The following is a 16,147-nucleotide window of genomic DNA, read 5'->3' on the forward strand; positions in this document are numbered from 1 at the left end:
ATATCGTAACGGAAAGGTGTTTTTCTTGGTATAACCCTTGGCCTCCACCCGCATAGCGGGGGGTTTTATGTTTAAGAAGCTGACGCTACTTAAACTGGCTAAAGCCATAATAAAAAAGCCCTAATTCATTATGATTTAGGGCTTTTATTGGTACTTTAGGTGTATTCCGACGCTATCCGAATACTAATTTGGTGGAGCTGGCGGGAGTTGAACCCGCGTCCGAAATTCCTACATCCTCGGTACTACATGCTTAGTCTGGTCTTTACATTCGCTTGCCAGCTGCGGACAGACACGCCACTAACAAACTAGCCTGATTGGATTTAACGCTTCAACCCCAAGCAAGGCATCCACGCGATCTCTTTTTGGTTTGACCTCTCTTGATCCCCGTCCTAAGAGCGGAGGCTAGGGAGAGAGGGCTCTGCGCAGGTTATTAAGCTGCCAGTGCGTAGTTTTCGTCGTTTGCGACTATTGTTTTGCGGCTTTTTACGAGGCCAACCGCCCCTCGGCATGCACCTTGGGTTTCGCGAATTCCGTCGAATCCAGAATCAGCCCCAAGTATGTTAAAAGTAAGTATATCAGAACATTGGGTGATAATGCTAGTGATTAACGCCCAGAATTCTTCATAATTCGTGCTTTGTCTAATTTCCATTCACGTTCTTTAATATCTGAACGTTTATCGTGCGCTTTTTTACCTTTTGCAACGCCAATTTTGATTTTGCACCAAGCATTTTTCCAATACATGGAAAGTGCGACGATGGTATAACCTTCTCGATTGACTCGACCATACAGTGAATCAAGCTCTCGTTTGTTAAGTAATAGTTTGCGTAACCGTGTCGGATCACAAACTACGTGGGAAGAAGCAACGTTCAATGGCGTAATTGTGGCACCAAAAAGATAAGCATCACCATTTTTGAGCAAAACATAACTCTCACTGATGTTAGCCTTGCCAGCGCGCAGTGATTTGACTTCCCAACCTTGTAGGGATAAGCCTGCTTCAAATTCTTCTTCAATGAAGTATTCATGGCGGGCTCGCTTATTCATGGCAATTGTTGCCGAACCGGGTTTGTGTGCTTTTTTCTTTGTCATAATGCGTTGTATTATACTGTATGCGTTAGTGAAAGAAATCTCTTCTGCATGATATTTAGCAATAAGTGCACATTTATTGATCTAAATATCATCGGGTTTTTATTTAACCACATTTAAGTGATACTATTCAGCGCTGTTAAGTTTTACAGGAAATGATATGCCACAGATTAGTCGCTCTGCGCTAGTGCCTTACAGCGTGGAACAAATGTATAAATTGGTCAACGATGTGACGTCTTATCCGGATTTTTTACCGGGATGTGTAGGTAGCCGTGTAATAAGCAGTAGTAATAATGAAATGACGGCTTCCGTTGAGGTCTCTAAGGCAGGGATCAGTAAGACATTCGTAACGCGCAATACGTTATTTGATAATGAAAGCATCAAAATGCAGCTGGTTGATGGGCCTTTCCGTAAGTTGATGGGAGGGTGGCATTTTACTCCGCTAAGTGAAGATGCCTGCAAGGTTGAGTTGCATCTCGATTTTGAATTTACCAATAAGTTAATTGAGCTGGCCTTTGGTAAGGTTTTCAAAGAGTTGGCTGGTAATATGGTTCAGGCGTTTAGCCAACGTGCCCGTGAGGTTTACAGTGTCTGAGATCAATATCGAAGTCGTTTATGCTCTGCCTGAACGGCAATATCTGCGCAGTGTGAAAGTACCGCAAGGAGCAACTGTTGAACAAGCTATTATCGAATCTGGCTTTTTGACACTACGTAATGATATCGATTTGACCAAGAACAAAGTTGGTATTTATAGCCGTCCTGCCAAATTGACTGATACGCTGGAAGAAGGGGATCGTGTAGAGATTTATCGCCCTCTGATTGCTGATCCAAAAAAAATGCGGCGTAAGCGGGCAGAACGCGCTAAAAATAATGCGCAATAATATCCATTTATTCGCCAGCTTATCTACTGGCGAATAAATAAAATACACACTTCACTGAGTCTTTGGCAGTGACTTTTCATTCTTGATATCAGTTAGCACGCCTTTGCTATCAAAGGTAAGTGTCAGGGTTTCCTGAGTTACTTTTCCGTGGCCTGGCTGTTGGCGGAATATGTAATACCAAGTTTGACTCCCAAATGGATCAGTCAGCATTGGTGTTCCCAAAGTGTAAGAGACTTGCTGCTGAGTCATTCCTTTCTGGATTTTTGATACCGCAGCCGGCGTAAGGTAGTTCCCTTGATTAATATCAGGACGATAAACAACTCGCTCAAACATGGAGCAACCCGCAGTCAGCATAACAAGTGATACAGTTGCGGCAGTCAATAATTTACAGCGCATAGTAATTACATTCCTTTAGGAGTTAGGCCGTCGATAATAATAAACATTGAAGAGATTGAAAACCTCTACGCATTTATCTATGACTGCAATTATACAAGAAAGTTGTATTAATTTATGCCGCTAGCAGCTCTTTTGCGTTGGCCAGCGTGTTTTTTGTAACCTCACTTCCCGCCAGAAGCCGCGCCAGCTCTTGGAGTCGTGCTTTTTTATCCAATAATTGCATTTGGGTTTCTGTTTCTTCGCCATCTGTTTGCTTGCTGACATAAAAGTGCTGGTGTCCACATCCTGCGACTTGAGGTAAGTGGGTAACGCACATAACTTGGGTCGATTCCCCCAATTCACGCAGCAAGCGTCCAACGATCGCAGCTGTTGGGCCGCTGATGCCTACATCAACTTCATCGAAAATAAGTGCAGGTGTTTCCATTTTTTTCGCTGTAATGACTTGAATTGCCAGCGCAATACGGGAAAGTTCACCACCTGATGCCACTTTTGCCAGCGGTTGGTGAGGTTGACCGGGGTTGGTTGTTACATTGAATTCGACTTTGCTGGCTCCGTCGATATTTAAATGTTCCGGTTCAAAAGTAATATCAATGGTGAAGTGACCATGAGGCATAGAAAGCTGGTGCATGCTGTTTGTTATCAACTGGCTCAATTCTACGGCATATTTCTGGCGAACATGGTGCAATTTTTCCGCGACTGTCAGGGCTTGCTGGTAGTGGAGGCTGACAAGTTCACTCAGGTGGGCGCAATCATCTTCCTGCTGGGATAATTGATGCTGTTCTTCCAATAACTGTTGATGCAATGCAGGTAACTCTTCTGGTGCAACATGATGTTTACGAGCCATGTTGATTTGCTGGGAGATTTTCTGTTCCAGTTCGAATAAACGATTAGGATCTAGTTCCAGTTGGTCACTGTAATGACGTAACTCGTCACTAACTTCGTTGATTTGAATCGCAGCTTCTTCCAGCATGTTAAGTAGGCCACTGAGTTTATGATCCATGCTGGCAAGCTCTGTTAGTTCACTTCGTACATAGCTGAGAAGGCTGGTAATATTCTGCTCATCGTTATCACTTAAAAGCTGGAGAATGTTTTGGCTGACGGACAAAAATTGCCCGCAGTTTGCCAGCCTCTTGTATTCGCTATCCTGTTCTTGATAATCCCCTGATTGTGGTGATAATTCGTTCAGTTCTTTCAAGTGATATTCCAGCAATTGCTGGCGTGAGCGCCGCTCAAGCGCTTGTTGTTGAAATTGGGAGAAAGCCTGACAGCTTTGGCGCCATTGTTGGTAAGCCAGCTTCATTTCATGCTGAAGTTCAAAATCGCTCGTATAAATATCCAGTAATCGCCTTTGGTGGCGATTTTCTAACAACAATTGATGGGCATGTTGGCCGTGGATTTGGATCAGATGTGAACCTAATTCACGTAATTGGGAAAGAGGCACGGCAGTGCCATTGATAAAACCGCGAGAGCGCCCATCCGCGGTGATTGTACGACGTAGCAGGCACTCATTATCATCATCAAAGCTTCCATCAAGCTGGTGGTCTACAAGCCATCTGCGGGCAGAAGGAGCATCAGTCAGTGAAAAACGAGCACAAAGATCGGTGCGTGGAGCACCTGGACGAACCATGTTGGCTTCGCCACGATTGCCAAGACATAAACCTAACGCATCAATTGCGATAGATTTACCGGCTCCGGTTTCACCTGTAATTGCTGTCATTCCTGATCGGAAATCGATTTCAAGTTCACGAACGATAGCAAAATTACTGATGGTCAATTGAGTCAGCATCGTGCCCCTCCTTCTTTTTGCTGTATATAAAAACATGCCACTGTATATAAGAACACATTCCTGTGCATAAAAACATGTCTGTGCTTCCATACAGTATAAACTGGTTTTTTATACAGTAAAGTAGGGGGGCTTCATTTTTAAAACATTTTTTTCGACCAACCCAATTTTGTGCTCAGTGTATTGAAGTAGTTGTAATCTTTTGGATGAATTAAGTGCAAATTATAGTCACTACGTTTGATGATCACTTCTTCACCATCTTGGATTGGCAGGACTATCTGGCTGTCACAACTGACTTCGTAGTCGCTATTATTTTGGGCGAACTTCAGGCGAATACTGCTTTCGCTGCTGATAACAAGAGGGCGTGCTGAGAGAGTATGCGGAAACATCGGTACCAGCACGATAGCATTCAAGTTCGGGGTTAATATCGGCCCGCCAGCAGACAGTGAATAGGCAGTGGAGCCAGTAGGTGTTGCTATGATCAAACCATCTGAACGTTGGGAAAAAGCAAAACGATCATCAATATATACTTCAAATTCAATCATATGGGCAACTTTCCCTGGATGTAGTACGACTTCATTTAAGGCAGTGCTACGTCGGGATTTATGCCCTGTTTTTGTAACTTGTGCTTCGAGCAGAAAACGTTTTTCATCTCGATATTCGCCATCCAGAACTTCGGATAGCTGTTGTAAAGCATTATCAGGATCTAAATCTGTCAGAAAACCTAAATTACCTCGGTTGATGCCAATGACTTTGATGTCATAACGTGATAATACTCTGGCTGCACCGAGCATATTGCCATCACCACCGACAACAATCACAAGATCGGCAATTTTACCAATTTCTGTTAACCCTCCAACCTGAGCGTCTTTTAAACCAATGTCTTTTGCGACCTGTCTGTCCACAATGACGCAATAGCCTTTAGATACCAGCCAGTGATAAAGTATTTCATGGGTGGCCAGCGCTTCAGGGTGACGTGGACGGCCGACAATACCGATGCATTTGAATTCATTATTCATTGCTGTTATTTCCTTCAGCATATGGTTTTGCCCTCACAATATGATGTGTTCCCTTGAATCCCGCGTTTTGATCCCCATAATAAGCGAGAATGGCGAAGATAATACAAAATACGCGGAGATATTCATGAGTAGTAAAGACCAAAAAGCACCTGACGAGCAAGTCTCAGAAAATACAGAAAATGTATTAGAGCAACAAATGAATGCAGAACAGGCAGACGCGCCAGAGACTGAAAACATTGTTGACCCGCGTGTTGCTGAGTTGGAAGAACAACTGAAGCAGGCTCAGGTTAACGAGCGTGATGCGATGTTGCGTGCGCGTGCTGAAGTGGAAAACATTCGTCGTCGTACTGAGCTGGATGTAGAAAAGGCACATAAATTTGCATTGGAAAAATTTGCCAATGAACTTCTGCCAGTTATCGACAATCTGGAACGTGCATTAGAAGCTGTTGATCGCACCAATGAAACTCTGCTGTCAATGGTTGAAGGAATTGAACTGACTCTGAAATCTTTTATTGATGCAGTGGGTAAGTTTGGCGTTGAAGTGGTCGGTGACATCAATGTACCTTTCAATCCAGAAGTGCATCAGGCGATGACCATGATGGAATCTGATCAGCATGAACCTAATCATGTTATGTTGGTGATGCAGAAAGGCTATACCTTGAATGGTCGTTTGCTGCGTCCTGCAATGGTTGCCGTTTCTAAATAAAATCATGGTATCCTGTGATGTAATGCCGCCACTCATAAGGCGGCATTTTTGTAAGTAGAAATTAGTTATTGGGATAATGTTATTGGGGTAATAGAGGCGTCCAATCTATCGGAGACAACCCTTGAGTTTCCAACAGCGTATTGGCCTGTGAAAAATGTTTACAGCCTAAAAATCCACGATGAGCAGACAAAGGGGAAGGGTGTGGTGCTTTTAATACATGATGGCGCTCGGTATCAATAAAACGACCTTTTTTCTGGGCATGAGACCCCCAAAGCAAGAAAATAACTCCGCTGCGATGTTCATTGATTGCTGCAATAACTTTGTCAGTGAATGTTTCCCATCCCAAATTAGCGTGGGAATGTGCGTTACCGCGCTCAACGGTTAGCACAGTATTGAGCAACAATACCCCCTGTTTTGCCCAGCTGATCAAACAACCGTGATTGGGGCGAGTAAATCCAGCAATGTCCGATTCCAGTTCTTTGTACATATTAACAAGGGATGGTGGTGCAGGAATGCCCGGTTGTACAGAGAAAGCCAGACCGTGGGCTTGATTTGGTCCGTGGTAAGGATCTTGTCCCAAAATCACCACTTTTACATCAGCCAATTCGGTATAGCGGAATGCGTTGAAAACATCTTGCTGAGGCGGATAAATAGTTTTTCCAGCCTGACGTTCATTGGCAACATAAGTCAATGTATCAACGAAGTAAGGCTGTTTTTTTTCATTGCCGATGACATCGTGCCATGTGAGAAGTGCGGACGGTGCGGACATAGCCAATCCCTTTCTAGATGATTATCAGATAAGTCTAAGCTTACCGATTCCCTGAGAATAGGGAAACCCTCTGAGTCCAATCCGTGCTTAACTCCTGAATGAAAATCTGTTTTTATAAAATTTTTTGAAAAAATACAAAAATAATCTCATTCAATTCTTATGTAAAAAATTATTTAAAACATAGTGTTATGAATTTATTGTTAATAACCTTACAAAATTAGTTGATTTCTATCAAAGAATATTCTCATTTGTGCTGGTATACAGGAAATTAAGAACGATGGTTGATTAAATAATGGCTTAACTAAATAACCAAGATGATGATGTTGGAGGTATAAATGATTACTGGGATTCAAATTACCCAGTCTGACAACGCTGCATTGATGAATTCTTTTTGGCTGTTGGATGATGAAAAAAATGAAGCGCATTGTATCTGTGCCAAAGCAGATTACGATGAAGGCCAGATTGTTGCCAAAGAAGAATTGGGGCAGTTTGAATATCGTGAGATTCCGTTGGAAGTCAAACCAACGGTGCGTGTAGAAGGTGGCCAACATCTAAATGTTAATGTCTTGCGTCGTGAAACCTTGGAAGACGCAGTAAAACACCCCGAGAAATACCCTCAGCTCACTATTCGTGTATCTGGTTATGCTGTGCGTTTTAACTCATTGACCCCAGAACAGCAGTGTGATGTTATTGCGCGTACTTTTACAGAAAGCTTGTAACTTCTGTATCAAGCAAAAAGTGTATCAAGTAAAAAATCTAAAGGGAGAATTAATACTCCCTTTTTTAATATGGAATTATATTTTGTTAATTAAAAATTAAATTTGTTCTTAATTTGTTAAATATTCTGCCGATAGAGAATTTGGGTTTTTAAACTATCCCAAACCTGAATAATCTGTAGGAGAATTTTATGGCTTTATCAATTAACACCAGTTTTCTCAGCGAATTAGGGAATTACTCATTACAAGGGAATTCTCTGCAACCTCAAACTCATTCTCCAGTCCAGTCACCACCAGACAAAGTTGATCACATTTCTTCCTCAAGTATTTCACTTTCAGAAAACACTAAACAGGCTAATGCGCTCTATCAATCACTGATTAATAATTTAAATGCGAGTGCAATGGCAGCACCCGGATTGAAAGCCAATGATATTGCTGGAAAACATTCTCAACTGATCGATTATTCTTTGACACTGGTCACCCGTGATGTTTATCGGGAGACCAGTTTAGGGATTGGCGATTATGTACGTCTGTCTGATGATGATTTATCGAAAGTAGGCATTGATCCTGAAACGTTGAATGATTACTCAACAGGGTTTCAAGCCGGCGTATACCAAAATAATGGGTTATATATTGTTTCTTTCACAGGATCGAATGAATTAAAAGATTTCATGGTAAGCATTCGTCAGGGGTTTGGTTATGATGAAAAACAATATAATCAAGCGTTGGAATTAGCACATAAGGCATTAAAAATCTTTGGGGAAAATGTCATTTTCACGGGGCATTCATTGGGAGGCGGATTGGCAACAGTGGCTGCATTAGCAACAGGGAAGCCTGCTGTTATTTATAATGCGGCTGGTGTTTCAGATGAGACATTGAAACGTATGGGGGTATCACCTGAAGTTGCGCGTGAATTGGCAGATAATGGTTTGATACGGCACTATGCCGTCCAGCACGACTGGTTGAATATCTTGCAGAAAAAATTACCCGTTCCTCAACCGATGGGAAATACCATAGAACTCGAATATGAATATGAACTGGATAGCATCTGGGATATTTTACCTCATCGATATGGATTGCACTCATTTAAGGCTCACTTTTTGGAAGCTGTTCTGGAATTAATGACAGACCAGAAGCCTTGGTTGAATAATCACGATACTATGCTGGCATCAGCCGATAGTGCTGATGAAAATGAAGAGGATGGTGAGAAAGCAGTATGAACAAAATTACACTGTGTGATGTTTTGAGTGTGCTGTTTTAAAGTAAATCGTGAATGAATTAGGAGGCGAAGCCATTGCATGACTTCGCCCATATTCTGACAATTAATCGTTACTGGATTCAGTCACTTCTGGCTTGGAATTACCTGAAGGAGTACGGCGTTTACCAATATTTTTACTGTCGCGATGACGAACTTTCACGCGGCTGCTTTTGCTCTTTGTATCTTCTGTTTTTTTCTTCTCTTTGCGTTTTGCCAACACTTTTTTGGATGGCTTATAGCTTTTTTTCTCACTTGGCGCTTTGGTTTGCGGACGAAGTTCATCAACGACCCGCATTTTCAAAGGTTCTTTGAGATAACGGCTGATTTTGCCCAAAAGAGGATGATCGTGCGCCTCAATCAGAGCAATGGCAGTTCCCTTGCGGCCTGCACGAGCAGTACGGCCAATCCGGTGCAGGTAAACATCTGCAGTGCGGGGTAAATCAAAGTTAAAAACGTGGCTGACGTTTTCGATATCCAATCCACGGGAAGCAACGTCGGTTGCGACCAGAATGTTGACTTTGCCATCATTCAGGCGTTTCACGGCATCTGTACGCTTGGCTTGTACCATTTCGCCCTCAAGGAAACTAGCCTGAATACCTGCTTTACTCAGCCAATCAACAAGTTCACGGACACGTTCTCGTTTGCGGACGAAAACAATCGATTTGGTAACATCAGGTTGCTGGAGAAGCTGACACAGCAAAGCTGTTTTATGCTCTAACGTATCAGCACGATAATAAAATTGCTGAATTTTTTTACGTTCACGACGAGAAGGTTCAGCATCTATCTCAACAGGATCAGTTAATAGACGCTCGGCAAAATCACGGATGGATTCGCCTTCCAGGGTTGCGGAGAATAATAACGTTTGTTTGCGCCAGCGAGTTTCACCCGCAATAGTTTCGACATCATTGGCGAATCCCATATCCAGCATACGGTCAGCTTCATCGAGGATCAGCGTTTCCACTGCACGGCAGTCGAAATTTTCTTCTTTGATGTATTGCAGCAAACGACCTGTCGTTGCGACAACAATATCCTGATTCTCACTGAATACTTCCGCGTGATTCATGTAGGCAACACCACCGGTTATTGTGGCAATGTCCAAGTGTGTGTGTGCCGCAAATTCTTTTGCTTGATCTGCAACTTGCATTGCCAGCTCACGGGTTGGAGTCAAAATCAAAATACGTGGAGGCCCCGATTTTTTGCGAGGAAAATCCAGTAAATGTTGTAGTGCTGGCAATAAATAAGCGGCGGTTTTACCTGTGCCGGTTGGCGCTGAGCCTAGCACATCGCGTCCATCCATAGCCGCAGGAATGGCTGCCTCTTGAATGGCAGTCGGGCGTTCATAGCCTTTTTCATTCAGTGCATCAAGCAGGGATTCATCAAGTTCGAATTCGGAAAAATTTGTTGCAGTCATCATATACCTCTGTTTGGGCCGCCGATTATAAACAGGTTAGGCGCATTCTTCATCCTATAAAAGCATCCGATGAGCAGGTTGCTTTTATCCTTCGGCCATAAGATTTATGCTATGACAAATTTTAATTTCAGCAGATATGTGTTATGGCATTGATACAGAAACCCGCTTTTCGCCGTGGTGGTTTTACATTTAAACAGTTTTTTGTTGGACATGATAAATGTGCGATGAAAGTCGGGACGGATGGTGTATTGTTGGGAGCCTGGGCGCCAGTATATAACAGAAAAAGATGTCTGGATATCGGATGTGGCAGCGGTTTGATTGCCTTGATGATAGCTCAGCGTACAAAAGGGGATATCATTATTGATGCGGTGGAACTGGATGTTCTTGCTGCAACGCAGGCAGTTGATAATATGCAGCAATCACCGTGGCCTTTCCATATTACAGTACATCAGCAGGATATTCATGATTTCGTGCGACAGCATGTGCAACAAAATGAGTTAGCACAAAATGAATTACATGAAATTAACTCCCAATACGATTTGATTGTTAGCAATCCACCCTATTTTGAGCCTGCTATTGCATGTCGAAACGAAGCACGCAATCAGGCTCGCTATACGTCATCATTGACACATCAAGGATTATTGAAATGTGTGCAAGCATTGATTACACCGACGGGATTATTTTGTCTGGTATTGCCTTATGAAATTGGTGAACAATTTGAAAAAATGGCATCAGATTTGGGATGGTTTACCCATTTCCGAGTTAATGTTCGTGATAGGCAGGATAAGCCATTGCATCGCCTATTGCTGGGGTTATCCCTGCAAGAGCAGGAAGTGCAAGGGAGTGAATTAACTATTCGTTCCTTGGATGGTGCATATTCAGACGAATTCCGTCAGTTAATAACAGATTTTTATCTTTATTATTGATAATGTTAGCACTATTGAGATGATGAAGCGGATTATTCGGTATAATAGAGTGGGGATTTTCTTTTTCTCAGATTAAAATCACGTACCCTATGAAATAGAGACTATGATTTGTACTAGGTATCCAATAGATATCCAGTAGATTGTATACCTCATATTGTGTACTTCATATTGTGTACTTCAACGCGGCGTTGAGTAAATATCATGAAAAATTATTTCATTTATAATCAATAGGATACAATAAGTGCAATACGAGAATAACAGGTGGTTGTAATATAAAATTACAACTAAAGTTGAACTTCACAGTGAATTGATACTCAAAGTCATGCTTGTTCGGGAAATCAGAACATCATATTGGTTTATTTTAAGTATAAATGTGGAGTTTTACCTCAGGAGAGTGAACCTCGGATGAGCGAGCAGTTAACGGATCAAATGCTGATTGAACGGGTCCAGAAGGGTGACCAAAAAGCATTTAATTTGCTGGTGATAAGATATCAGCACAAAGTAGCGAGCCTGATTGCTCGTTACGTACCTCAAGGCGATGTACCTGATGTCGCTCAAGAGGTTTTCATCAAGACTTATCGGGCACTTTCTTCTTTCCGGGGAGACAGCGCGTTTTATACATGGCTGTACCGTATTGCCGTCAACACTGCGAAAAATTATTTGGTTGCTCAGGGACGTCGCCCACCATCCAATGATCTGGATGCCAACGACGCAGAAAATTATGATACATCAAGTTCATTAAAAGAAATTTCGAACCCTGAGAACTTAATGTTGTCTGAAGAATTAAAGGAAGTGGTTTTCCGTACTATTGAATCGCTCCCGGAAGATTTGAGGATAGCGATTATGTTGAGGGAGTTGGATGGGTTGAGCTATGAAGAAATAGCTGACATCATGGAATGCCCTGTAGGCACTGTACGTTCACGAATTTTTCGGGCAAGGGAAGCCATTGATAATAAAGTTCAACCACTGATCCAGCAGTAGTGGGACAAAACAATATTAAAGGGTACTTTGGCATGCAAAGAGAGAAACTTTCCGCATTAATGGATGGAGAAGCTCTTGATAGTGAAGCAGTTCATTTGGTCTCTGACGATGCGATCATGCAGAAACAGTGGGAAAGATATCATCTTGTTCGTGATGTGCTGCGTGGTGATGTGGGGGATGTATTACATTTGGATATTGCGAGCCAAGTAGCTTTGGCTCTTGAAAAAGAACCCGTTCACATTAATCCAGCGGCTGTTCCGGAATCTCAGCCAAAGCCCGAGACATGGGCGAACATGCCATTCTGGAACAAAATCCGCACATGGAAGAGCCAAATTACACAAATTGGTGTTGCTGCTTGTGTATCACTGAGCGTGATTATCGGTGTCCAGCATTATAATAACGATAGTAGTTATGAAACAGAAAACCAATTTGAGGCACCGGCTTTTAATACATTGCCTGTGATGGGTACAACTTCAACAGTTGGTTTAGCGACTCCAGCCGAAGAAGAAACTTTCGGTAGTGATTTGAATATGCAAGTGCGTGAAAGTAATAAACGAATTGATGCGATGTTGCAGCAATATGAACTCGACCGCCGCATTCACTTTGAAAAAAATCGTGGTGTCACACAGGCTAATCAGCCTCTTGGAGAGCAAGTATCACAACAGTCACAGCAATAGTTAACAGTAATAGTTAGTTAACAATAATAGTTAGTTAACAATGATAGTTCACAACAAATAGCTCACAACAATGGTTCACGATAACAGTAATGAAACGTACTTGGCTTTTCGTTTTTTTATTATCAAGTAGCCTGATTAATCCTATAAGAGCCTCAGCGCAGCAAAGCAGCGCTGAGGCTTTGTTACAGGATATGAGTAAGGCAGTACAGACGCTGGATTATGAGCTTGGTTTCATCAACTTGGAGCGGCGATTCCTCGTACCCTTGCGCTACCGTCATGCCATTATTGACGGGCAGGCTATTGCCCAAATCATACAAATGGATGGTTCACGTAGAGAAATTATCCAGCGTGGTAACCAAATCAGTTATTACGAGCCGGGGTTGGATTCATTTAGTATCCGTGGCACTCATATTGTCGACTATCTTCCACCGATTATCTTTGCTGATTTTGCACAATTGAAGAAATTTTATCGCTTCATTGATGCGGGAAGTACGCACGTTGGTGACCATCCCGTGAGTTTTGTACGCATCATATCGAAAGATGAATCCCGTTATAACTACAATCTTCTGATTGATGATAAAAATCATCTTCCTCTGTTGATAGATTTATTGGATAGGGATAATACAACAGTCATCGAGCAATTCCGTGTCGTATCATCAACAGCGAATGACCATATTAAAACGGAACTAAGCGCGATTACAGATTTGAAATTACCTCCTATGTTACTTATCCCACCTTCTGATAAGTTGACGTTTAATTGGCTGGTTGGAGGAGTGCCTGATGGCTTCAAAGAAATTTTCCGTAACAGCCGGAAGCTATCAGAGACAGAATGGTTACAATCCATCATGTATAGTGATGGGTTGTTTAATTTTTCTGTAAATGTCATGAACTCAAACAAAAAGGTGGTTGATAAACAACTATTCCGACAAGGCAGGAGAACGGTTTATACTCTGGTCAGAGGTAAAAATAGTATAACCGTCATTGGTGAACTGCCTTTCACAACAGCCGAACAAATTGCAGCAAACGTGACGTTTACGGGAGAAAATTGATGGTTAAAGAATGGGCAACGGTTGTCCGTTGGCAAAAAGGCCGTGCATTATTACGCTACGGTTCATCTTCAGGCTGCGGCAATTGTCAGGCTAAAGCAGCCTGCGGCTCTTATTTACTGGAGAAAATAGGGCCAGAAAGCATTCATCAGTTGGAACTGGAGATCCCTCAACCACTTCAACCAGGTCAGAAAGTTGAAGTAGGTATTCCTGAAAGCAGCTTGCTGCGTTCAGCCATGCTGGTTTATTTGACACCGTTATTGGGACTGTTTTTGGGAGCTGCCCTTTTCCAATCTTGGACGGTTGATCAATTATGGATATGTCTAGGAGGAGTTGGCGGTGGGGTCGCTGGTTTCTTCATTGCCCGCAAGATTGCTGCGTATTGGGATAATCTGCAAACGTACCAGCCTGTAGTGTTGCAAATTGGTTTACCTCCTGATGCGGTTAAGGTTCTACAGCAAGAATAATCTGTTTTACCATACGAGTTTCAACTTTATTTATCATACTGAAAACTACTGGGTCATACTGAAAACCACAGGCATGACTAGGTTTTCACTGGTTTGGCATGTAGAATACGGCTCCTCGGGCCAGTGGCCGAACCAATAAATTGTCGCTTTATGTCCATCAGTGTGTCCATAGGCGAGTGATTCAGAAATATTAAGGCAAAAAAGATTAAATAATGAAGCAAATACGAAATTTCTCCATTATCGCCCACATTGACCACGGTAAGTCCACGCTATCTGACCGGATTATTCAAATCTGTGGGGGGCTGTCCGATCGCGAAATGGCAGCACAAGTACTGGATTCAATGGATCTTGAACGTGAACGTGGAATCACGATAAAGGCACAAAGTGTAACTCTTGATTACAAGGCAAATGACGGGCAAATCTACCAATTAAACTTTATCGATACACCAGGGCATGTTGACTTCTCTTATGAAGTGTCCCGTTCACTGGCTGCTTGTGAAGGTGCATTGTTGGTTGTTGATGCGGGTCAGGGTGTTGAAGCTCAAACATTGGCTAACTGCTATACCGCCATCGAAATGAATCTGGAAGTGGTTCCGGTTCTGAACAAAATTGACCTCCCTGCTGCTGAACCAGAGCGTGTTGCTGAAGAAATCGAAGATATTGTTGGTATTGATGCAACAGATGCTGTTCGTTGTTCTGCAAAAACAGGTATAGGTGTACAAGACGTTATCGAGCGTTTGGTGAAAGAGATACCATCACCAGAGGGCGATCCTGATGCACCATTGCAGGCTCTGATTATTGACTCATGGTTTGATAATTACCTTGGCGTTGTTTCACTTGTCCGCGTTAAAAACGGTACTTTGCGTAAAGGTGATAAAGTCAAAGTAATGAGCACAGGGCAGGTATATAACGCTGACCGTCTGGGTATTTTCACACCGAAACGCATTGATCGTGATGTATTGAATTGTGGTGAAGTAGGTTGGTTGGTCTGTGCTATCAAAGATATTCTGGGGGCACCAGTTGGGGATACATTGACAACTGCACGCCATCCTGCGGAAAAATCACTTCCTGGTTTTAAAAAGGTTAAACCGCAAGTTTATGCGGGGCTGTTCCCAATTAGTTCTGATGACTATGAAGCATTCCGTGATGCATTAGGTAAATTGAGCTTAAATGACGCTTCATTATTCTATGAACCAGAAAGCTCTACTGCATTAGGTTTCGGTTTCCGCTGTGGTTTCCTCGGATTGCTGCATATGGAAATCATTCAGGAACGTTTGGAACGTGAATATGATCTCGATTTGATCACAACGGCTCCAACAGTTGTTTATGAAGTTGAAACAACCAGTGGTGATATTATCTATGTTGATAGTCCATCCAAGTTGCCGGCATTAAATAATATTGGGGAACTGCGTGAACCGATTGCAGAATGTCATATGTTGTTGCCGAAAGAATATCTTGGTAATGTCATTACACTCTGCGTGGAAAAACGTGGTATGCAGACCAATATGGTTTATCACGGCAATCAGGTTGCACTGACTTATGAAATCCCAATGGCTGAAGTTGTTCTGGATTTCTTTGACCGCTTGAAATCAACATCTCGTGGTTATGCATCTCTGGATTATAATTTTACCCGCTTCCAGAGCTCAGACATGGTTCGTGTAGATGTTTTGATTAACGGTGAGCGCGTTGATGCTCTGGCTTTGATTACTCACCGTGACAATTCTCAATATCGTGGACGTGAGCTGGTGGAGAAAATGAAAGAGCTGATTCCACGCCAGCAATTTGACATTGCAATTCAGGCTGCCATAGGAACTCACATTATTGCGCGTTCTACCATTAAGCAATTACGTAAAAACGTACTGGCGAAATGTTATGGTGGTGATGTCAGTCGTAAGAAAAAGCTATTGCAGAAACAGAAAGAAGGTAAAAAACGCATGAAGCAGGTCGGAAATGTTGAACTGCCTCAGGAAGCCTTTTTAGCGATTCTGCATGTTGGCAAAGATAATTAACAAGGTCGTAAGGAGCTTA

The 16,147-nt window shown here is 42.5% G+C and carries 17 protein-coding genes and 1 other RNA gene; 11 read left to right on the plus strand and 7 right to left on the minus strand.

Features of this window, described 5'->3' with window-relative positions; all coding sequences use genetic code 11:
- Nucleotides 1–189: 189 nt before the first annotated feature.
- Together ssrA and smpB are read right to left on the minus strand one after the other, a co-directional pair.
- Nucleotides 190–553, minus strand: a transfer-messenger RNA (tmRNA) gene (gene ssrA, locus PSI23_RS10425).
- Nucleotides 554–603: 50 nt separating this feature from the next.
- On the minus strand, nucleotides 604–1,086 hold the full coding sequence (smpB, locus tag PSI23_RS10430) for an SsrA-binding protein SmpB (protein WP_273555020.1): 483 nt from the start codon (nucleotides 1,084–1,086) through the stop codon (nucleotides 604–606).
- A 157-nt stretch (nucleotides 1,087–1,243) separates the two neighbouring features.
- Between smpB and PSI23_RS10435 the strand changes: the two genes are divergently transcribed.
- Nucleotides 1,244–1,678 carry a type II toxin-antitoxin system RatA family toxin gene (locus PSI23_RS10435; protein ID WP_273555021.1) on the plus strand — a complete coding sequence of 145 codons (435 nt, stop codon included), beginning with the start codon at nucleotides 1,244–1,246 and terminating at the stop codon, nucleotides 1,676–1,678.
- On the plus strand, nucleotides 1,671–1,964 hold the full coding sequence (locus tag PSI23_RS10440; protein ID WP_273555022.1) for an RnfH family protein: 294 nt from the start codon (nucleotides 1,671–1,673) through the stop codon (nucleotides 1,962–1,964). The genes PSI23_RS10435 and PSI23_RS10440 overlap by 8 nt, the downstream gene beginning before the upstream one ends.
- Before the next feature lie 51 nt (nucleotides 1,965–2,015).
- On the opposite strand, the gene bamE is transcribed toward PSI23_RS10440, so the two are convergent.
- The 3 genes from bamE to nadK form a co-directional block, all read right to left on the minus strand.
- Nucleotides 2,016–2,360 carry an outer membrane protein assembly factor BamE gene (bamE, locus tag PSI23_RS10445; RefSeq protein WP_273555023.1) on the minus strand — a complete coding sequence of 115 codons (345 nt, stop codon included), beginning with the start codon at nucleotides 2,358–2,360 and terminating at the stop codon, nucleotides 2,016–2,018.
- A gap of 112 nt (nucleotides 2,361–2,472) precedes the next feature.
- Nucleotides 2,473–4,146 carry a DNA repair protein RecN gene (recN, locus tag PSI23_RS10450; RefSeq protein ID WP_273555024.1) on the minus strand — a complete coding sequence of 558 codons (1,674 nt, stop codon included), beginning with the start codon at nucleotides 4,144–4,146 and terminating at the stop codon, nucleotides 2,473–2,475.
- A gap of 137 nt (nucleotides 4,147–4,283) precedes the next feature.
- On the minus strand, nucleotides 4,284–5,162 hold the full coding sequence (gene nadK / locus PSI23_RS10455) for an NAD(+) kinase (RefSeq protein ID WP_273555025.1): 879 nt from the start codon (nucleotides 5,160–5,162) through the stop codon (nucleotides 4,284–4,286).
- Between the two features lie 124 nt (nucleotides 5,163–5,286).
- Here nadK and grpE point away from each other — a divergent pair, with 124 nt between their 5' ends.
- The gene (gene grpE, locus PSI23_RS10460; protein WP_273555026.1) at nucleotides 5,287–5,868 is read left to right on the plus strand and encodes a nucleotide exchange factor GrpE; all 582 of its coding nucleotides are present in this window, start codon (nucleotides 5,287–5,289) and stop codon (nucleotides 5,866–5,868) included.
- Nucleotides 5,869–5,947: 79 nt separating this feature from the next.
- On the opposite strand, the gene ung is transcribed toward grpE, so the two are convergent.
- Nucleotides 5,948–6,637 (minus strand): uracil-DNA glycosylase, encoded by a 690-nt coding sequence (gene ung / locus PSI23_RS10465; RefSeq protein ID WP_273555027.1) that lies wholly within the window; start codon nucleotides 6,635–6,637, stop codon nucleotides 5,948–5,950.
- A gap of 335 nt (nucleotides 6,638–6,972) precedes the next feature.
- Here ung and grcA point away from each other — a divergent pair, with 335 nt between their 5' ends.
- On the plus strand, nucleotides 6,973–7,356 hold the full coding sequence (gene grcA / locus PSI23_RS10470; RefSeq protein ID WP_273555028.1) for an autonomous glycyl radical cofactor GrcA: 384 nt from the start codon (nucleotides 6,973–6,975) through the stop codon (nucleotides 7,354–7,356).
- Nucleotides 7,357–7,544: 188 nt separating this feature from the next.
- Nucleotides 7,545–8,573, plus strand: coding sequence for a Tle-like phospholipase domain-containing protein (locus PSI23_RS10475; protein ID WP_273555029.1), 1,029 nt, complete (start codon nucleotides 7,545–7,547; stop codon nucleotides 8,571–8,573).
- 102 nt (nucleotides 8,574–8,675) lie between these two features.
- Here PSI23_RS10475 and srmB read toward each other — a convergent pair whose 3' ends face one another.
- Nucleotides 8,676–10,022 (minus strand): ATP-dependent RNA helicase SrmB, encoded by a 1,347-nt coding sequence (gene srmB / locus PSI23_RS10480; protein WP_273555082.1) that lies wholly within the window; start codon nucleotides 10,020–10,022, stop codon nucleotides 8,676–8,678.
- A 143-nt stretch (nucleotides 10,023–10,165) separates the two neighbouring features.
- On the opposite strand from srmB, the gene trmN reads away from it, so the two are divergent.
- From trmN to lepA, 6 genes are all read left to right on the plus strand, one after another.
- Nucleotides 10,166–10,948 carry a tRNA(1)(Val) (adenine(37)-N(6))-methyltransferase TrmN gene (gene trmN, locus PSI23_RS10485; protein WP_273555030.1) on the plus strand — a complete coding sequence of 261 codons (783 nt, stop codon included), beginning with the start codon at nucleotides 10,166–10,168 and terminating at the stop codon, nucleotides 10,946–10,948.
- Nucleotides 10,949–11,353: 405 nt separating this feature from the next.
- Nucleotides 11,354–11,929: an RNA polymerase sigma factor RpoE gene (gene rpoE, locus PSI23_RS10490; RefSeq protein WP_273555031.1), complete on the plus strand. Its 576-nt coding sequence runs from the start codon at nucleotides 11,354–11,356 to the stop codon at nucleotides 11,927–11,929.
- A 32-nt stretch (nucleotides 11,930–11,961) separates the two neighbouring features.
- Entirely contained in the window at nucleotides 11,962–12,606 is a 645-nt protein-coding gene (gene rseA / locus PSI23_RS10495) for an anti-sigma-E factor RseA (protein ID WP_273555032.1), read from the plus strand.
- Nucleotides 12,607–12,695: 89 nt separating this feature from the next.
- A complete protein-coding gene (rseB, locus tag PSI23_RS10500; RefSeq protein WP_273555033.1) occupies nucleotides 12,696–13,655 on the plus strand; it encodes a sigma-E factor regulatory protein RseB in 960 nt (319 codons plus the stop codon).
- Nucleotides 13,655–14,119, plus strand: a complete 465-nt coding sequence (rseC, locus tag PSI23_RS10505; RefSeq protein ID WP_273555034.1) for a SoxR-reducing system protein RseC — start codon at nucleotides 13,655–13,657, stop codon at nucleotides 14,117–14,119. Before rseB ends, rseC begins: the two co-directional genes overlap by 1 nt.
- Nucleotides 14,120–14,331: 212 nt before the next feature.
- Complete coding sequence (gene lepA, locus PSI23_RS10510; RefSeq protein ID WP_273555035.1) at nucleotides 14,332–16,128, plus strand: translation elongation factor 4; 1,797 nt, start codon at nucleotides 14,332–14,334, stop codon at nucleotides 16,126–16,128.
- The last annotated feature ends 19 nt before the right edge of the window (nucleotides 16,129–16,147 follow it).

Source organism: Xenorhabdus yunnanensis (assembly GCF_028598805.1).
GTDB lineage: Bacteria > Pseudomonadota > Gammaproteobacteria > Enterobacterales > Enterobacteriaceae > Xenorhabdus > Xenorhabdus yunnanensis.

Excerpts from the sequence above, each read along its gene's own strand:
- smpB (WP_273555020.1), bottom strand. The coding sequence starts at position 1,086 with ATGACAAAGAAAAAAGCACACAAACCCGGTTCGGCAACAATTGCCATG.
- PSI23_RS10435 (WP_273555021.1), top strand. The coding sequence starts at position 1,244 with ATGCCACAGATTAGTCGCTCTGCGCTAGTGCCTTACAGCGTGGAACAA.
- bamE (WP_273555023.1), bottom strand. The coding sequence starts at position 2,360 with ATGCGCTGTAAATTATTGACTGCCGCAACTGTATCACTTGTTATGCTG.
- recN (WP_273555024.1), bottom strand. The coding sequence starts at position 4,146 with ATGCTGACTCAATTGACCATCAGTAATTTTGCTATCGTTCGTGAACTT.
- nadK (WP_273555025.1), bottom strand. The coding sequence starts at position 5,162 with ATGAATAATGAATTCAAATGCATCGGTATTGTCGGCCGTCCACGTCAC.
- grpE (WP_273555026.1), top strand. The coding sequence starts at position 5,287 with ATGAGTAGTAAAGACCAAAAAGCACCTGACGAGCAAGTCTCAGAAAAT.
- ung (WP_273555027.1), bottom strand. The coding sequence starts at position 6,637 with ATGTCCGCACCGTCCGCACTTCTCACATGGCACGATGTCATCGGCAAT.
- grcA (WP_273555028.1), top strand. The coding sequence starts at position 6,973 with ATGATTACTGGGATTCAAATTACCCAGTCTGACAACGCTGCATTGATG.
- PSI23_RS10475 (WP_273555029.1), top strand. The coding sequence starts at position 7,545 with ATGGCTTTATCAATTAACACCAGTTTTCTCAGCGAATTAGGGAATTAC.
- srmB (WP_273555082.1), bottom strand. The coding sequence starts at position 10,022 with ATGACTGCAACAAATTTTTCCGAATTCGAACTTGATGAATCCCTGCTT.
- trmN (WP_273555030.1), top strand. The coding sequence starts at position 10,166 with ATGGCATTGATACAGAAACCCGCTTTTCGCCGTGGTGGTTTTACATTT.
- rpoE (WP_273555031.1), top strand. The coding sequence starts at position 11,354 with ATGAGCGAGCAGTTAACGGATCAAATGCTGATTGAACGGGTCCAGAAG.
- rseA (WP_273555032.1), top strand. The coding sequence starts at position 11,962 with ATGCAAAGAGAGAAACTTTCCGCATTAATGGATGGAGAAGCTCTTGAT.
- rseB (WP_273555033.1), top strand. The coding sequence starts at position 12,696 with ATGAAACGTACTTGGCTTTTCGTTTTTTTATTATCAAGTAGCCTGATT.
- rseC (WP_273555034.1), top strand. The coding sequence starts at position 13,655 with ATGGTTAAAGAATGGGCAACGGTTGTCCGTTGGCAAAAAGGCCGTGCA.
- lepA (WP_273555035.1), top strand. The coding sequence starts at position 14,332 with ATGAAGCAAATACGAAATTTCTCCATTATCGCCCACATTGACCACGGT.